Consider the following 14,525-nt stretch of genomic DNA (forward strand, 5'->3'; position numbering starts at 1 on the left):
CGTCGTTCGGTTGTTGTCGTGATCGTGAAGCGAAACGCGCGGGTCAGAACGTACCCGGGTACGCACCGCCGTCGAGCAGCCAGTTCTGCCCGGTGATATAGCCGGCATGCACGCTGCACAGGAACGCGCAGGCCGCGCCGAATTCCGCGCGCGTGCCGAGGCGGCCGGCCGGGATGTCGTTCGCGCGCCGCGCGCGCATTTCGTCGACCGTCACGCCCTGCGCCTTCGCCGAGGCGGCGAGCGTCGTCGCGATCCGGTCGGTGTCGAACAGCCCCGGCAGCAGGTTGTTGATCGTCACGCCCTGGCCGGCGACCTTGCGCGACAGCCCCGCAACGAAGCCCGTCAGCCCCGAGCGCGCGCCGTTCGACAGCGCGAGCACGTCGATCGGCGCCTTCACGGCCGAACTGGTGATGTTGACGACCCGGCCGAAGCGGCGCGCGATCATCCCGTCGAGGGTCGCGCGGATCAGCTCGATCGGCGTCAGCATGTTCGACTCGAGCGCGCGGATCCAGTCGTCGTGCGAGAAATCGCGGAAGTCGCCGGGCGGCGGGCCGCCGGCATTCGTCACGAGAATGTCCGGCTGCGGGCAGGCGGCGAGCGCGGCCGCGCGCCCGTCCGGCGTCGTGATGTCGCAGGCGACTGCCGTGACCGACACGTTCGCGCCGGCGCGGATCTCCTCCGCGGTCTCCTCGAGCGTGTCGCGCGTGCGCGCGACGATCACGAGGTTCACGCCCTCGGCGGCCAGCGCTTCCGCGCAGCCGCGCCCGAGACCCTTGCTTGCCGCGCATACGAGCGCGGTCTTTCCTTCGATACCGAGATCCATCGTCGACTCCCTGGTGGCGACGCGCGCCGGGACGGCCCCGCGCCGCCGGGGGGCGGGCGAACGGGCGGGCGCGGCGCGCGGATTGTCGTGAGACGTCGATAATATCCGGATCATGCGGCGCGCCTTGGTAAAATTGCGGCCATAAGCGACGGCCGGCTTGCGCCCGCCGCCGCCCCCCGATCCCCTTTTGCCGCCAAGGCGCCCCCGTCATGAAACAGGACAGCCGTTTCCCGAATCTCTTCATCACCGATCACCCGCTGATCCAGCACAAGCTCACGCACATGCGCGACAAGGACACGTCCACGCGCACGTTCCGCGAGCTGCTGCGCGAGATCACGCTGCTGATGGGCTACGAGATCACCCGCAACCTGCCGATCACGACCAAGCGGGTCGAAACCCCGCTGGTGGCGGTCGACGCCCCCGTGATCGCGGGCAAGAAGCTCGCGATCGTGCCCGTGCTGCGCGCGGGCATCGGGATGTCGGACGGCCTGCTCGACCTGGTGCCGTCCGCGCGCGTCGGCCATATCGGCGTGTACCGCGCCGACGACCACCGCCCGGTCGAATACCTGGTGCGCCTGCCGGACCTGGAAGACCGCATCTTCATCCTGTGCGACCCGATGGTCGCGACCGGCTATTCGGCCGTGCACGCGGTCGACGTGCTCAAGCGCCGCAACGTGCCGGCCGCGAACATCATGTTCGTCGCGCTGGTCGCCGCGCCCGAGGGCGTCCAGGTGTTCCAGGACGCGCACCCCGACGTGAAGCTGTTCGTCGCGTCGCTCGATTCCCACCTGAACGAGCACGCGTACATCGTGCCGGGCCTCGGCGACGCGGGCGACCGCCTGTTCGGCACCAAGAACTGAGTGCCGGCACGGCCGCGCGGCGCGCGGCCCGGTCCGCGACGGCCTGCCCGGCCGTTCGGCCAGATGCGGCGGCCCCGAACCGGCGGTCGCCGCGTGATAAAATCACGCTCCACTCGACACGCGCGGCCCCGCGGCTTCATGCCCGCCGAAACGGCCGCCGATTCAACGACACATTGAAACAATCGCCCGCGCTGCGCGCCCGGGCACGGAGAAAGGTATGGCTGGTCATTCGAAATGGGCCAACATCAAGCATAAGAAGGCAGCGGCCGACGCGAAGCGCGGCAAGATCTGGACCCGCCTGATCAAGGAAATCCAGGTTGCGGCGCGCCTCGGCGGCGGCGACGTCAACTCGAACCCGCGCCTGCGTCTCGCGGTCGACAAGGCTGCCGACGCGAACATGCCGAAGGACAACGTCAAGCGCGCGATCGATCGCGGCGTCGGCGGCGCGGACGGCGCGAACTACGAAGAGATCCGTTACGAAGGCTACGGCATCAGCGGCGCGGCGATCATCGTCGACACGCTGACCGACAACCGCACGCGTACGGTCGCGGAAGTTCGCCATGCATTCTCGAAGTTCGGCGGCAACATGGGCACCGACGGCTCGGTCGCGTTCATGTTCGATCACGTCGGCCAGTTCCTGTTCGCGCCCGGCACGTCGGAAGACGCGCTGATGGAAGCCGCGCTCGAAGCCGGCGCGAACGACGTGAACACGAACGACGACGGCTCGATCGAAGTGCTGTGCGACTGGCAGGAATTCTCGAAGGTGAAGGACGCGCTCGAAGCCGGCGGCTTCAAGGCCGAACTCGCCGAAGTGACGATGAAGCCGCAGAACGAAGTCGAATTCACCGGTGACGACGCGGCGAAGATGCAGAAGCTCCTGGACGCGCTCGAGAACCTCGACGACGTGCAGGACGTGTATACGAACGCCGTCATCATCGAGGAATGAGATGCCGGCCGCCGCGAGCCTGTCGCGGCGGTGGCCTGACCGATTCCGCGGCCGGCGCGCCTGAGCGTGCCGGCCGCCCTGTTTTCTAGTCTGCGGGGAATCCCATGAAACTACTCGTCGTCGGTTCCGGCGGCCGCGAACATGCGCTGGCGTGGAAGCTCGCGCAGTCGCCGCGCGTCCAGATGGTCTACGTCGCGCCCGGCAATGGCGGTACGGCGCAGGACGAGCGTCTGAAGAACGTCGATATCACGTCGCTCGACGAACTCGCCGATTTCGCGGAAAGCGAAGGCGTCGCGTTCACGCTCGTCGGGCCGGAAGCACCGCTCGCGGCCGGCATCGTCAACCTGTTCCGCGCACGCGGCCTGAAGGTCTTCGGCCCGACCCGCGAAGCCGCGCAGCTCGAAAGCTCGAAGGATTTCGCGAAGGCGTTCATGAAGCGCCACGGCATCCCGACGGCCGACTACGAAACCTTCGCCGATGCGGCGGCCGCCCACGCGTACATCGACGCGAAGGGTGCGCCGATCGTCGTGAAGGCCGACGGCCTCGCGGCCGGCAAGGGCGTCGTCGTCGCGATGACGCTCGAAGAGGCGCATGCGGCCGTCGACATGATGCTGTCGGGCAACAAGCTTGGTGACGCCGGCGCGCGCGTCGTGATCGAGGAGTTCCTCGACGGCGAGGAAGCGAGCTTCATCGTGATGGTCGACGGCAAGCACGCGCTGGCACTGGCTTCCAGCCAGGATCACAAGCGCCTGCTCGACGAAGACCGCGGCCCGAACACCGGCGGCATGGGCGCGTATTCGCCCGCGCCGATCGTCACGCCGCAGATGCATGCACGCGTGATGCGCGAGATCATCATGCCGACGGTACGCGGGATGGAGAAGGACGGCATCCGCTTCACGGGCTTCCTGTACGCGGGCCTGATGATCGACAAGGACGGCAATCCGCGCACGCTCGAGTTCAACTGCCGGATGGGCGACCCGGAAACGCAGCCGATCATGGCGCGCCTGAAGAGCGATTTCTCGAAGGTCGTCGAGCAGGCGATCGCGGGCACGCTCGACACGGTGGAGCTCGACTGGGACCGTCGTACCGCGCTCGGCGTCGTACTGGCCGCGCACGGCTATCCGGACGCGCCGCGCAAGGGCGACCGCATCAACGGGATCCCGGCCGAGACCGAACAGGCCGTGACGTTCCACGCAGGCACGACGCTCGGCGACGGCGACAAGCTCGTGACGTCCGGCGGCCGCGTGCTGTGCGTGGTCGGCCTCGCCGATTCGGTGCGCGAAGCCCAGCAGCATGCGTACGACACGATCAACCAGATCAATTTCGAAGGCATGCAGTACCGCCGCGACATCGGTTTCCGCGCGCTCAACCGCAAGAGCGTGTGACGTCGCAACTGCCGCCCCGCCCCAGCGCGGTGGCGGCCCCTCTGCCGGGGTTCGATAGAATGCCCGGCAGATGCCTTTTTTACGGCCCCCGCTTCGGGCGGGGGCACCCAGTCCAGACATGACCGATTCGACCTACGACGTGGCGCGCGTGCGCACGTACCTCCAGGGCCTGCAGACACGCATCGCCGACGCGCTCGGCGCGCTCGACGGCACGCCGCTCGCGACCGATGCGTGGCAGCGCGGGCCGGCCGAACGCCTGCGCGGCGGCGGCTGCACGCGGATTCTCGAAGGCGGCCGCGTGTTCGAACGCGCGGGGATCGGCTTTTCCGACGTCGCGGGCGACGCGCTGCCGCCGTCGGCGAGCGCGGCGCGCCCGCAGCTCGCGGGCCGCGGCTTCGAGGCGCTCGGCGTGTCGCTCGTGCTGCACCCGCGCAATCCGTATTGCCCGACCGTCCACATGAACGTGCGGATGCTGATCGCGACGAAACCGGGCGAGGAGCCCGTGTTCTGGTTCGGCGGCGGCATGGATCTGACACCGGTTTACGGTTTCGAGGACGACGCGCGGCATTTTCACCAGACCTGCAAGGATGCGCTCGACCCGTTCGGCGTCGCGCTCTATCCGCGCTTCAAGAAGTGGTGCGACGAGTATTTCTTCCTGAAACACCGCAACGAGATGCGCGGCATCGGCGGGATCTTCTTCGACGATTTCTCGGAACCCGGTTTCGAACGCTCGTTTGACATGATGCAAAGCGTCGGCGATGCGTTCCTGCAGGCGTACCTGCCGATCGTCGAGCGCCGCGCCGAGCTGCCGTACGGCGAGCGCGAGCGCGACTTCCAGGCATACCGACGCGGCCGCTACGTCGAATTCAACCTCGTGTTCGACCGCGGTACGCTGTTCGGCCTGCAAAGCGGCGGCCGCACCGAATCGATCCTGATGTCGATGCCGCCGGTCGCGAACTGGCGCTACAACTGGCAGCCCGAGCCGGGTTCGCCGGAAGCGCGCCTGTACAGCGACTTCATCGTGCCGCGCGACTGGGTCTGAGCCCGCGCGCCCCGCTGCCCCAAGGAAAGGACGCGTTTCTGGACACCACCGCCCGCCCCGCCCCGCTGCCGCGTCGTATCGGCTTGCTGGGCGGTACTTTCGACCCGATCCACGACGGCCATCTCGCGCTCGCGCGCCGGTTCGCCGAACTGCTCGGCCTGACCGAACTCGTGCTGCTGCCCGCCGGGCAGCCGTACCAGAAGCGCGACGTATCGGCCGCCGAACACCGGCTCGCGATGACGCGCGCGGCCGCCGGCTCGCTGTCCGTGCCGGGCGTGACCGTGACCGTCGCCACCGACGAGATCGAGCACACCGGCCCGACCTACACGGTCGAGACGCTCGCGCGCTGGCGCGAGCGTCTCGGTCCGGATGCGTCGCTGTCGCTGCTGATCGGCGCCGACCAGCTCGTGCGCCTCGATACGTGGCGCGACTGGCGCAAGCTGTTCGATTACGCGCACATCTGCGTGTCGACGCGCCCGGGTTTCGACCTGGGCGCGGCGCCGCCGGACGTTGCGCAGGAAATCGCCGCGCGGCAGGCCGGCGCCGACGTGCTGAAGGCCACGCCGGCCGGCCGCCTGCTGATCGATACGACCCTTTCGTTCGACATCGCCGCGACCGACATCCGCGCCCACCTGCGCGAATGCATCGCGCGCCATGCGCAAATGCCCGATGCGTCGGCCGAACATGTGCCGGCCGCCGTATGGGCCTATATTCTTCAACATCGCCTCTACCATTCCTGAATCCATGGATATTCGCAAACTGCAGCGCGTGATCGTCGACGCCCTCGAAGACGTCAAGGCGCAAGACATCAAGGTGTTCAACACCAGCCACCTGACCGAACTGTTCGACCGCGTGGTCGTCGCCTCGGGCACCTCCAACCGCCAGACCAAGGCGCTCGCGTCGAGCGTGCGCGACAAGGTCAAGGAAGCCGGCGGCGACATCGTCAGCTCCGAAGGCGAAGACACCGGCGAATGGGTGCTGGTCGACTGCGGCGACGCAGTCGTGCACATCCTCCAGCCGGCCCTGCGCCAGTACTACAACCTCGAGGAAATCTGGGGCGACAAGCCCGTGCGGATGAAGCTCGGCGGCGGCAAGGCCAACGGCTTTGCCACGGCCAGCGAAGGCGACGAAGACGAAGAGGAAGCCGCACCGGCCCGCCCGGCGCGCAAGACGGCCGCCCGCCGCCGTTAAGCCGTCGCGCGTCATCCGATGAAGCTTTTCATCCTCGCGGTCGGCCACAAGATGCCGGGCTGGATCGCATCCGGCTTCGACGAATACACGAAGCGGATGCCGCCCGAGCTGCGCATCGAGTTACGCGAAATCAAGCCTGAACTGCGTTCGGGCGGCCGCAGCGCCGAAAGCGTGATGGCGGCCGAGCGGCAGAAGATCGAGGCTGCGCTGCCGAAGGGCGCGCGCCTCGTCGCGCTCGACGAGCGCGGCCGCGACTGGACCACGATGCAGCTCGCGCAGGCACTGCCCGGCTGGCAGCAGGACGGCCGCGACGTCGCGTTCGTGATCGGCGGCGCCGACGGGCTCGATCCGGAACTGAAAGCGCGCGCCGACGTGCTGCTGCGCATCTCGAGCATGACGCTGCCGCACGGGATGGTGCGTGTGCTGCTCGCCGAACAGCTTTACCGTGCGTGGAGCATCACGCAGAATCACCCCTACCACCGCGCATGACGTGTCGTCCTCGAGACGGGCGCCGTGCGCGCCCAACGAGATAACGACACCATGCCGTCCAGCACGCCCCCCGCGCTTTTCCCGACCCTTTACCTCGCTTCGCAAAGCCCGCGCCGCCAGGAGCTGCTGCAGCAGATCGGCGTACGCTTCGAGCTGCTGCTGCCGCGCCCCGACGAGGATGCCGAAGCGCTCGAGGCCGAACTGCCCGGCGAAGCCGCCGATGCGTACGTGCGGCGCGTGACCGTCGCGAAGGCCGAAGCCGCGCGTGCGCGCCTCGTCGCGAGCGGCAAGCCGGCCGCGCCGGTGCTGGTCGCCGACACGACCGTGACGATCGACGGCGCGATCCTCGGCAAGCCGGCCGACGCCGACGATGCGCTCGCGATGCTCACGCGCCTCGCGGGGCGCGAGCACGCGGTGCTGACCGCCGTCGCCGTCATCGACGCCGGCGGCGAACTGCTGCCGCCCGCGCTGTCGCGCTCGCTGGTGCGCTTCGCGGCCGCGTCGCGCGACGACTATGCGCGCTACGTCGAAACGGGCGAGCCGTTCGGCAAAGCCGGCGCGTACGCGATCCAGGGGCGCGCGGCAGAATTCATCGAGCGAATCGACGGATCCCATTCAGGTATCATGGGTCTGCCCCTTTTTGAGACCGCCGCGTTGCTGCGCACCGCACGCGTCTCCTTCTGAACTGCACCCATGAACGAAGAAATCCTGATCAACCTCACGCCGCAGGAAACGCGGGTCGCACTCGTCCAGCAAGGCGCGGTGCAGGAGCTTCACGTCGAGCGCACGCTGTCGCGCGGGCGGGTCGGCAACATCTATCTCGGCAAGGTCGTGCGCGTGCTGCCCGGCATGCAGTCGGCGTTCATCGACATCGGCCTCGAGCGTGCGGCATTCCTGCACGTCGCCGACATCTGGCATCCGCGCCTCGCGGGCGAGCCGCAGTCGGGCACGCCGCACCAGCCGATCGAGAAGATCGTGTTCGAGGGCCAGACGCTGATGGTCCAGGTGATCAAGGATCCGATCGGCACGAAGGGCGCGCGGCTGTCGACGCAGGTCAGTATCGCGGGCCGCACGCTCGTCTACCTGCCGCAGGAGCCGCATATCGGCATCTCGCAGAAGATCGAGAGCGAGGCCGAGCGCGAGGCCGTGCGTGCGCGCCTGACGGCCGTGATCCCGCCGGACGAGAAAGGCGGCTACATCGTGCGCACGATTGCCGAGGATTCGACCTCCGACGAACTGGCCGGCGACGTCACGTACCTGCGCAAGACGTGGGCGACGATCGTTGCTCAGGCGCAGCGGCTGCCTGCGACGAGCCTGCTGTACCAGGATCTCGATCTCGCGCAGCGCGTGCTGCGCGATTTCGCGAACGACGACACGACGCGCATCCAGGTCGATTCGCGCGAGACGTACCAGCGCCTCGCGGAATTCGCGGGCGAGTTCACGCCGGCCGTGAGCCCGAAGCTGCACCACTACACCGGCGAGCGGCCGCTGTTCGACCTGTACAACATCGAGACGGAGATCCAGCGTGCGCTGTCGCGCCGCGTCGACCTGAAGTCGGGCGGTTACCTGATGATCGACCAGACCGAGGCGATGACGACGATCGACGTGAACACGGGCGGCTACGTCGGCGCGCGCAACTTCGACGACACGATCTTCAAGACCAACCTCGAGGCCGCGCACACGATCGCGCGCCAGCTGCGGCTGCGCAACCTCGGCGGGATCATCATCATCGACTTCATCGACATGGAGAACGCCGAGCATCGCGATGCGGTGCTGTCCGAGCTGAAGAAGGCGCTGTCTCGCGACCGCACGCGCGTGACGGTCAACGGCTTCTCGCAGCTCGGCCTCGTCGAAATGACGCGCAAGCGCACGCGCGAATCGCTCGCGCACGTGCTGTGCGAACCGTGTCCCACCTGCCAGGGCAAGGGCCAGGTGAAGACGTCGCGCACCGTGTGCTACGACATCCTGCGCGAGATCCTGCGCGAGTCGCGGCAGTTCAACCCGCGCGAATTCCGCGTGATCGCCGCGCAGCAGGTGATCGACCTGTTCCTCGACGAAGAGTCGCAGCATCTCGCGATGCTGATCGACTTCATCGGCAAGCCGGTGTCGCTGCAGGTCGAGTCGAATCTGAGCCAGGAGCAGTACGATATCGTGCTGATGTAACGGCCGTTCGAGTGCGAATGCGCGAAATCCCCGGGCGCGGTACGGATTTCGCGCATCCTGCATGCATCTGCGGACGACTATTCGTCGCGAGTTGCTTCCCGTGCAAAGCGCTCGATCGCATCGGTATCCCATCGGCCGATGCGCATCGCTTCCTCCAGCATGCCGAGCGTAAGCGGCACGAGTTCCGGGGCACGATATTTCGACGACAACAGGCCAACGAACGTTCGGACCATATCCAGCGTGTCCGGACCGATGTATCGCCGATACGGGAAATGCTCGACGTCGATCCCGAAAGTCTCGCGCCACTTGTCGATGAATTCGATCGCGTCGATTTCCGTGATGCGGAGGTCCTCTTCCATCCGGCTTGAACGTGACAGCTTCAACGGACCGCCAAAGAGCGGGCGCCCAAGTTTCTCACGCGCGAACGCTTCGAGCCGATCCCATGCCGTGCCGGTCATATCAGAGCACCCTGTCTTCCGGTTTTGCAATGCTGTTGTAGACCTGCACCGTGTTCCACATGACGACTGCCGCACCGGTGGCAAGCACGGTAGCGCCGACAACCGGCACTGCACGCCCGACGAACGCACCGAGGTTACGGGTCGTCGCGATTCGCACACCACCTGCACCGGCTTTCGTAATGGCCGGCAGCCGAATTCCGACGTTGAACGGCAGCGCCTTGCGGGCGGCAATCGACACAACGGATGTACCGGCCACCGCGCCGCGCAGCTTGCCGGGAATCGGTACATCGTTCTGTCCCAACAGGACAGCCGCCGCGGCGCCGAGGTCGTGAAAGCCAAACCGTTTGCAAACCTGATTCACGGCAACCCAAAAAACAGATCCCCAGGCGTGAGATCCACACACCCCTCGTACGCATAGCGATTGCCCGACATACGGCCCTCGTTGTCGTTCGAATAGCCGCCGACCTTAGCAAAGCCGAACGCGCTCGCCATCCCTGTATCATTCGGTCATGCGTGCAACGGTCCGCTTGACCGGGCCACACGGCGAAAGGCGCATCGAGCAATGGTTTAAGAACAGTTTCCAGACGAGCCCCGCGACAACGACACGTCGCGACGGCTCGACGCTCCACCCTTTCGCCGCCGGCCCCGGCCATGCGGCACGTCGACATGGTGTCCGCGCCAGCCGCCGCGCTATCCTTTCCCACCTCTCATTCATTCATCACACACCATGAGCCAAGGCCACAACCGCCGCCAGCGCAAGAAACTCCACATCGGCGAATTCCAGGAACTCGCGTTCAACGCCACCGCGCATTACCGCAACGAAATGACCGACCTCGAACGCGGCGAGCTGATCGACGCGTTCATCGACTTCGTCGAAGCGAACGGGCTGATGACCGTCGCGTCCGCGGACGAAGGCATCGGCGCCTACGTGATCTCCGGCGCGCCGCGCGGCACCACGACCGACGCCGATCGCGAGCTCGTGCGCGGGTGGCTGGCCGCCCGTCCGGAACTGACGGACGTCAAGGTCAGCGAATTCACCGACGCGTGGTATCCGGACGCCTGATCGCCAGGTTTCACGCTGTGCCAGGCAGCGCCCGCGCCTGCCCGCCCTGACGGCGGGCAGGCCGCTACCGCCCCTCCCTCGCCCGCCCCCACCTCCTCCCCCACTCACACGATTCACCCCGTGTCGACCGTGATTACCCCGATTTCCGTATTGAATCGGACGCTTACTTCAATTTAACGATCATTAAAAGACGTCTCGCACTGGCGGACCTACTCTGATCGCCAGGAATCCGGTGTTTTCCGGCGCGATCGGCAAGCAAGACGAAAGAATGCGAACTGCCCGCCCGACAGGTGCGCCGGATTCCGGTACGGGCGAAAACGCGACACGGCGACAGGCAATCAGGGAGACAACCGACAACGCGCCAGCCGCTTCCCGTTCGCAGCGGCGACACATCGGCGCACGCGACGGCCGCCTGACCCACTCCATCAAACGATACGAGGACGACATGACTACGCCGACCATCCATCAAGCAGGACTCCGAATGATCATGATCGCGGCCGGCGTTGCGGCGCTGATGTCGCTGTCCGCGTGCGGCGGCTCCGGCTCGCTGAGCCAGGGCACCGGCGGCGGCGGATCGGGTTCGGGCGACACGACGGCGACGACCGGCGGCACGGGCAACGGCTCCGGCGGCACGTCGGCCAATGGGGTTGGCCAGACGACCGCGGCGTCGAGCAACGTCGTGACGGCCGCAGGCGGCACCGTGTCGGGCGTCGGCACGGTCATCGCCGGCCAGTCGCTGCCCGGCACGAACGCGGCGACCACGCAGGGGCTTGGCACCGTCGTACAGGACGCCGGCGCGGCCGTCACCACGCTCGGCACCGGTCTCGGCTCAGGGCTCGGCCAGCTCGGCGCGTCGTCGAATCCGGTCGGCACGACGGTCGCGAGCACGGGCGGCGTGGTCACGAATCTCGGCGACGCGGTGGCGGCGACCGGCGGCGTCGTGTCCAGCCTCGGCGCCAGCGGGTCGGCGCTGGCGCCGCTCGCGCCCGTCACGTCGCCCGTCGGCGGCGCAATCACGACCCTCGGCAACACGATCTCGGGTGGCGGCGCCACGCTCGGCACGCAGTTGTCGACCGGCCCCGTCGCGCAGGTCACGGGTGCCGCCAGTTCAGCGATCACGCCGATCACGTCGCAGGTCGGATCGGTCACGCAGACCGTTGCGTCGAGCACGCCGCTCGGCGCGCCGCTCACGAACCTCGTGACGACGGTCGGCAACGGTGTCGCGAACGCCGGCACGACGATCGCGAAGACCGGCGGCAATCCGGTGACGACCGGCGTCGGCAACGTGGTGACGGCGACCGGCAACACGGTCGCGACGGCCGGCACGACGCTGCTCGGCGGCGGTGCCGCGACGAATCCGCTCGCACCGGTCACGGGGCTCCTGTCGACCGGCGCGCTCGGCGGCACGACGGGCGGCGGCAATCCGGCAGGCGCGCTCACGTCGGCGGTCGGCACCGTAACGAGTGCCGTGTCCGGCGCGGCCGGCGGCTCGCCCGTCGCGGGGCTGACGGGCGGCAGCGGCAGCGGCGCGCTTTCGAAGTCGGGCGGCGGCGTGCTCGCTCCCGTAACGACGACGCTCGGGTCGCTGGTCAAGTAAGCCGCACGCCCCTGCGGCGCCCGATCGTCACCGACGATCCGGGCGCCGCAGCCGCAATCCCGGCCGGCTTCCGCTCGCGTCCGCCCCGCCTCCGATCCCTACCTTTTCCCCACAGTCCGCCTGCAACCGGCCATCGAAATCGGTCCTGAAAGCAAGACACGTTAAAATCTCACCTCGCGTGGTGCGCCGCCCGCACCCGCCATCCATCGCCAGCCGCGTGCCCTCGGGCCGCCCCCGACCCATGGAGTGAGTGTCAATGAGCGGCGGACTCCCGTTTCCCGCATCCCGCAAGTCGTTACCGTCCTCGACGGTCTTCCTGATTCTCGCCGCCGCCGCGCTGCTGTCCGGCTGCGGGCTGCTGCCGGTCCAGAACCCGCCCGCGCCGATCAGCGAGGCGCTCGTCGAGCCCATCGCGGAAACCGCCGGCGAGCCGCTGACGATGCCGCCCGTGCCGGCGCCGACACAGCCGGAGGAACCGGAAGCGCCGAAGAAGCCGCGTCGCGAGGTGACGCGGCCGAAGCCCCCGCAGCGCCCCGAATCGCCGACACCGCCGCCGCCGCCCCCCCCGCCGATCGTCGCGACGCGCCCGCTCGACCGCACCCAGATCCATGCGCTGCTCGACAGCGAAGTCGCGCGCCGCAACGGCAAGGTGATCGGACGCGCGGTCGACATGGTGACCGACGCGAGCGGCAAGCCGCGCGAGATGATCGTCAACCTGCAGGGCTTCATGGGCATCGGCGACCGCAAGGTCATCTTCCCGTGGGCCGTGTTCCGCTTCACGCCGGGCGGCAAACAGGAGCCGATCGTGCTCGACGTGCCGTCGGGCGACCTGCCTTCGGCCGCGCGGCCGAAGGCCGTGCCGCTGTCGGGTTCGGCCGCGGCCTCGCCTGCGACGCGGCTGCCGATGCTCGACAGCGATGTCGAGCGCCCGAACGGCACGAAGATCGGCCGCATCGTCGACGTGCTGATCGACCGCGCCGCGCAGCCGCAGGCTGTCGTGCTCGACCTCGGCGGCCTCGTCAATACCGATCGCCGTTCGATCGCCGCGAGCTGGGGCGCGCTGCGCTTCGTCACGCGCGACAAGGCGCTGCACCCGCAACTCGACCTGAACGACGCGCAGATCAAGGCATCGCCGCCCTACGCGGCCGACAAGCCGGTCATCGCGGTCTTCCCGCCCGTTGCTCCGGCCCCGGCTTCATCTGCGAGTGCCACCCGATGACGATCAAGCATTCCGTCAGCGCTCGCAGTCTGCGGTCCCTCGACTGGCTCAACTTCTTCGTTGCAAACGTTCAGACCGGGTTCGGTCCGTTCATCGCGTCCTACCTCGCGTCGCACAAGTGGACGCAAGGCGAGATCGGCATGGTGCTGTCGATCGGCACGATCAGCGCAATGGTCAGCCAGGTGCCCGGCGGCGCGGCCGTCGATGCGCTGAAGAACAAGAAAGGCGCGGCCGCATGGGCGATCGCAGCCATCATCCTGTCCGCGGTGCTGCTCGCGTCGAGCCCGACGATCGTGCCGGTGATCGCCGCCGAGGTGTTCCACGGTTTCGCGAGCTGCATGCTCGTGCCGGCGATGGCCGCGATCTCGTTCTCGCTCGTCGGCCGCGCCGACCTCGGCGACCGGCTCGGCCGCAATGCACGCTGGGCATCGATCGGCAGCGCGGTCGCGGCGGGCCTGATGGGCCTCACCGGCGAATACTTCTCCGCGCGCGCGGTGTTCTGGCTGACTGCCGTGCTGGCGCTGCCCGCGCTGTTCGCGCTCGCGATGATCCAACCGACGCACCAGGTGATTCCGCAGTCGTCGAAGCCCGACGATCAGCACGACGAAGCCGGCGAACGCGAAACGCTGCTCGAACTGCTGCGCGACCGCCGGATGCTGATCTTCGCGGCGTGCGTCGTGCTGTTCCACCTGTCGAACGCGGCGATGCTGAATCTCGCGGCCGGCGAAGTCACGGCCGGGATGGGCGAAAACGTGCAGCTCGTGATCGCCGCGTGCATCATCGTGCCGCAGGCGATCGTCGCGATGCTGTCACCGTGGGTCGGCCGCTCCGCGCAGCGCTGGGGGCGCCGGCCGATCCTGCTGCTCGGCTTCTCCGCGCTGCCGGTGCGCGCGCTGCTGTTCGCCGGCGTGAGCAGCCCGTACCTGCTCGTGCCCGTGCAGATGCTCGACGGCATCAGCGCGGCCGTGTTCGGCGTGATGCTGCCGCTGATCGCGGCCGACGTCGCGGGCGGCAAGGGCCGCTACAACCTGTGTATCGGGCTGTTCGGGCTCGCGGCCGGGATCGGCGCGACGCTCAGCACGGCCGTGGCCGGCTACGTCGCCGATCACTTCGGCAACGCGGTCAGTTTCTTCGGGCTCGCGGCCGCAGGGGCGCTCGCGGTGCTGCTGGTCTGGCTCGTGATGCCCGAAACGCGCGTCGACAACGGCGATGCGGCGGCCGACGAGCCGGCGGCCGCCTCGCCCGAACAGGCGCACTGACGGCAGCGCGCCGCCGATTCCCGCTTCTTG

Annotated in this window: 15 protein-coding genes and 1 pseudogene; 13 read left to right on the plus strand and 3 right to left on the minus strand. The window is 68.2% G+C overall.

Translation table 11 applies throughout. The features are described from left to right. Nucleotides 1-43 precede the first annotated feature (43 nt). Nucleotides 44-823 carry an SDR family oxidoreductase gene (locus tag ACWMMN_RS12150; RefSeq protein WP_059233570.1) on the minus strand — a complete coding sequence of 260 codons (780 nt, stop codon included), beginning with the start codon at nt 821-823 and terminating at the stop codon, nt 44-46. Nucleotides 824-1,032: 209 nt separating this feature from the next. Here ACWMMN_RS12150 and upp point away from each other — a divergent pair, with 209 nt between their 5' ends. The 9 genes from upp to rng all read left to right on the plus strand — a co-directional run bounded on the left by upp (nt 1,033) and on the right by rng (nt 8,899). Beyond that, the gene (gene upp, locus ACWMMN_RS12155) at nt 1,033-1,683 is read left to right on the plus strand and encodes a uracil phosphoribosyltransferase (RefSeq protein ID WP_006481871.1); all 651 of its coding nucleotides are present in this window, start codon (nt 1,033-1,035) and stop codon (nt 1,681-1,683) included. Between the two features lie 217 nt (nt 1,684-1,900). Continuing rightward, nucleotides 1,901-2,629: a YebC/PmpR family DNA-binding transcriptional regulator gene (locus ACWMMN_RS12160; protein WP_059233569.1), complete on the plus strand. Its 729-nt coding sequence runs from the start codon at nt 1,901-1,903 to the stop codon at nt 2,627-2,629. Nucleotides 2,630-2,733: 104 nt separating this feature from the next. Beyond that, complete coding sequence (gene purD, locus ACWMMN_RS12165; RefSeq protein ID WP_059233568.1) at nt 2,734-4,014, plus strand: phosphoribosylamine--glycine ligase; 1,281 nt, start codon at nt 2,734-2,736, stop codon at nt 4,012-4,014. Nucleotides 4,015-4,132: 118 nt separating this feature from the next. Then, a complete protein-coding gene (gene hemF / locus ACWMMN_RS12170; protein ID WP_059233567.1) occupies nt 4,133-5,056 on the plus strand; it encodes an oxygen-dependent coproporphyrinogen oxidase in 924 nt (307 codons plus the stop codon). After that, entirely contained in the window at nt 5,047-5,796 is a 750-nt protein-coding gene (locus ACWMMN_RS12175; protein ID WP_486423226.1) for a nicotinate-nucleotide adenylyltransferase, read from the plus strand. Before hemF ends, ACWMMN_RS12175 begins: the two co-directional genes overlap by 10 nt. Before the next feature lie 4 nt (nt 5,797-5,800). Then, on the plus strand, nt 5,801-6,247 hold the full coding sequence (gene rsfS, locus ACWMMN_RS12180) for a ribosome silencing factor (protein WP_059233565.1): 447 nt from the start codon (nt 5,801-5,803) through the stop codon (nt 6,245-6,247). A gap of 18 nt (nt 6,248-6,265) precedes the next feature. Then, nucleotides 6,266-6,736 (plus strand): 23S rRNA (pseudouridine(1915)-N(3))-methyltransferase RlmH, encoded by a 471-nt coding sequence (rlmH, locus tag ACWMMN_RS12185; RefSeq protein ID WP_006484265.1) that lies wholly within the window; start codon nt 6,266-6,268, stop codon nt 6,734-6,736. Nucleotides 6,737-6,787: 51 nt separating this feature from the next. Further along, nucleotides 6,788-7,420, plus strand: a complete 633-nt coding sequence (locus tag ACWMMN_RS12190; RefSeq protein WP_059233564.1) for a Maf family protein — start codon at nt 6,788-6,790, stop codon at nt 7,418-7,420. Between the two features lie 9 nt (nt 7,421-7,429). Beyond that, a complete protein-coding gene (gene rng, locus ACWMMN_RS12195) occupies nt 7,430-8,899 on the plus strand; it encodes a ribonuclease G (RefSeq protein WP_059233563.1) in 1,470 nt (489 codons plus the stop codon). Between the two features lie 77 nt (nt 8,900-8,976). Here rng and ACWMMN_RS12200 read toward each other — a convergent pair whose 3' ends face one another. Beyond that, entirely contained in the window at nt 8,977-9,357 is a 381-nt protein-coding gene (locus tag ACWMMN_RS12200) for a DUF1493 family protein (RefSeq protein WP_486422693.1), read from the minus strand. A 1-nt stretch (nt 9,358) separates the two neighbouring features. Continuing rightward, nucleotides 9,359-9,789, minus strand: a pseudogene (locus tag ACWMMN_RS12205) (STM2901 family protein). A 295-nt stretch (nt 9,790-10,084) separates the two neighbouring features. On the opposite strand from ACWMMN_RS12205, the gene ACWMMN_RS12210 reads away from it, so the two are divergent. From ACWMMN_RS12210 to ACWMMN_RS12225, 4 genes are all read left to right on the plus strand, one after another. Beyond that, nucleotides 10,085-10,420: a YggL 50S ribosome-binding family protein gene (locus ACWMMN_RS12210; protein WP_059233561.1), complete on the plus strand. Its 336-nt coding sequence runs from the start codon at nt 10,085-10,087 to the stop codon at nt 10,418-10,420. Between the two features lie 445 nt (nt 10,421-10,865). Then, a complete protein-coding gene (locus ACWMMN_RS12215; protein WP_486422694.1) occupies nt 10,866-12,017 on the plus strand; it encodes a collagen-like triple helix repeat-containing protein in 1,152 nt (383 codons plus the stop codon). Between the two features lie 256 nt (nt 12,018-12,273). After that, on the plus strand, nt 12,274-13,236 hold the full coding sequence (locus ACWMMN_RS12220) for a PRC-barrel domain-containing protein (protein WP_256085108.1): 963 nt from the start codon (nt 12,274-12,276) through the stop codon (nt 13,234-13,236). After that, nucleotides 13,233-14,495 (plus strand): MFS transporter, encoded by a 1,263-nt coding sequence (locus ACWMMN_RS12225; protein ID WP_059233558.1) that lies wholly within the window; start codon nt 13,233-13,235, stop codon nt 14,493-14,495. Before ACWMMN_RS12220 ends, ACWMMN_RS12225 begins: the two co-directional genes overlap by 4 nt. The last annotated feature ends 30 nt before the right edge of the window (nt 14,496-14,525 follow it).

The sequence above is a fragment of the Burkholderia cepacia complex sp. TUM26381 genome (genome assembly GCF_057439935.1).

What these genes read in the sequence shown, in the direction of transcription:
- rlmH (WP_006484265.1), top strand. Translation starts at nt 6,266, where the DNA reads ATGAAGCTTTTCATCCTCGCGGTCGGCCACAAGATGCCGGGCTGGATC.
- ACWMMN_RS12215 (WP_486422694.1), top strand. Translation starts at nt 10,866, where the DNA reads ATGACTACGCCGACCATCCATCAAGCAGGACTCCGAATGATCATGATC.
- hemF (WP_059233567.1), top strand. Translation starts at nt 4,133, where the DNA reads ATGACCGATTCGACCTACGACGTGGCGCGCGTGCGCACGTACCTCCAG.
- ACWMMN_RS12220 (WP_256085108.1), top strand. Translation starts at nt 12,274, where the DNA reads ATGAGCGGCGGACTCCCGTTTCCCGCATCCCGCAAGTCGTTACCGTCC.
- ACWMMN_RS12225 (WP_059233558.1), top strand. Translation starts at nt 13,233, where the DNA reads ATGACGATCAAGCATTCCGTCAGCGCTCGCAGTCTGCGGTCCCTCGAC.
- rsfS (WP_059233565.1), top strand. Translation starts at nt 5,801, where the DNA reads ATGGATATTCGCAAACTGCAGCGCGTGATCGTCGACGCCCTCGAAGAC.
- rng (WP_059233563.1), top strand. Translation starts at nt 7,430, where the DNA reads ATGAACGAAGAAATCCTGATCAACCTCACGCCGCAGGAAACGCGGGTC.
- ACWMMN_RS12210 (WP_059233561.1), top strand. Translation starts at nt 10,085, where the DNA reads ATGAGCCAAGGCCACAACCGCCGCCAGCGCAAGAAACTCCACATCGGC.
- ACWMMN_RS12160 (WP_059233569.1), top strand. Translation starts at nt 1,901, where the DNA reads ATGGCTGGTCATTCGAAATGGGCCAACATCAAGCATAAGAAGGCAGCG.
- ACWMMN_RS12150 (WP_059233570.1), bottom strand. Translation starts at nt 823, where the DNA reads ATGGATCTCGGTATCGAAGGAAAGACCGCGCTCGTATGCGCGGCAAGC.
- ACWMMN_RS12200 (WP_486422693.1), bottom strand. Translation starts at nt 9,357, where the DNA reads ATGACCGGCACGGCATGGGATCGGCTCGAAGCGTTCGCGCGTGAGAAA.
- purD (WP_059233568.1), top strand. Translation starts at nt 2,734, where the DNA reads ATGAAACTACTCGTCGTCGGTTCCGGCGGCCGCGAACATGCGCTGGCG.
- upp (WP_006481871.1), top strand. Translation starts at nt 1,033, where the DNA reads ATGAAACAGGACAGCCGTTTCCCGAATCTCTTCATCACCGATCACCCG.
- ACWMMN_RS12190 (WP_059233564.1), top strand. Translation starts at nt 6,788, where the DNA reads ATGCCGTCCAGCACGCCCCCCGCGCTTTTCCCGACCCTTTACCTCGCT.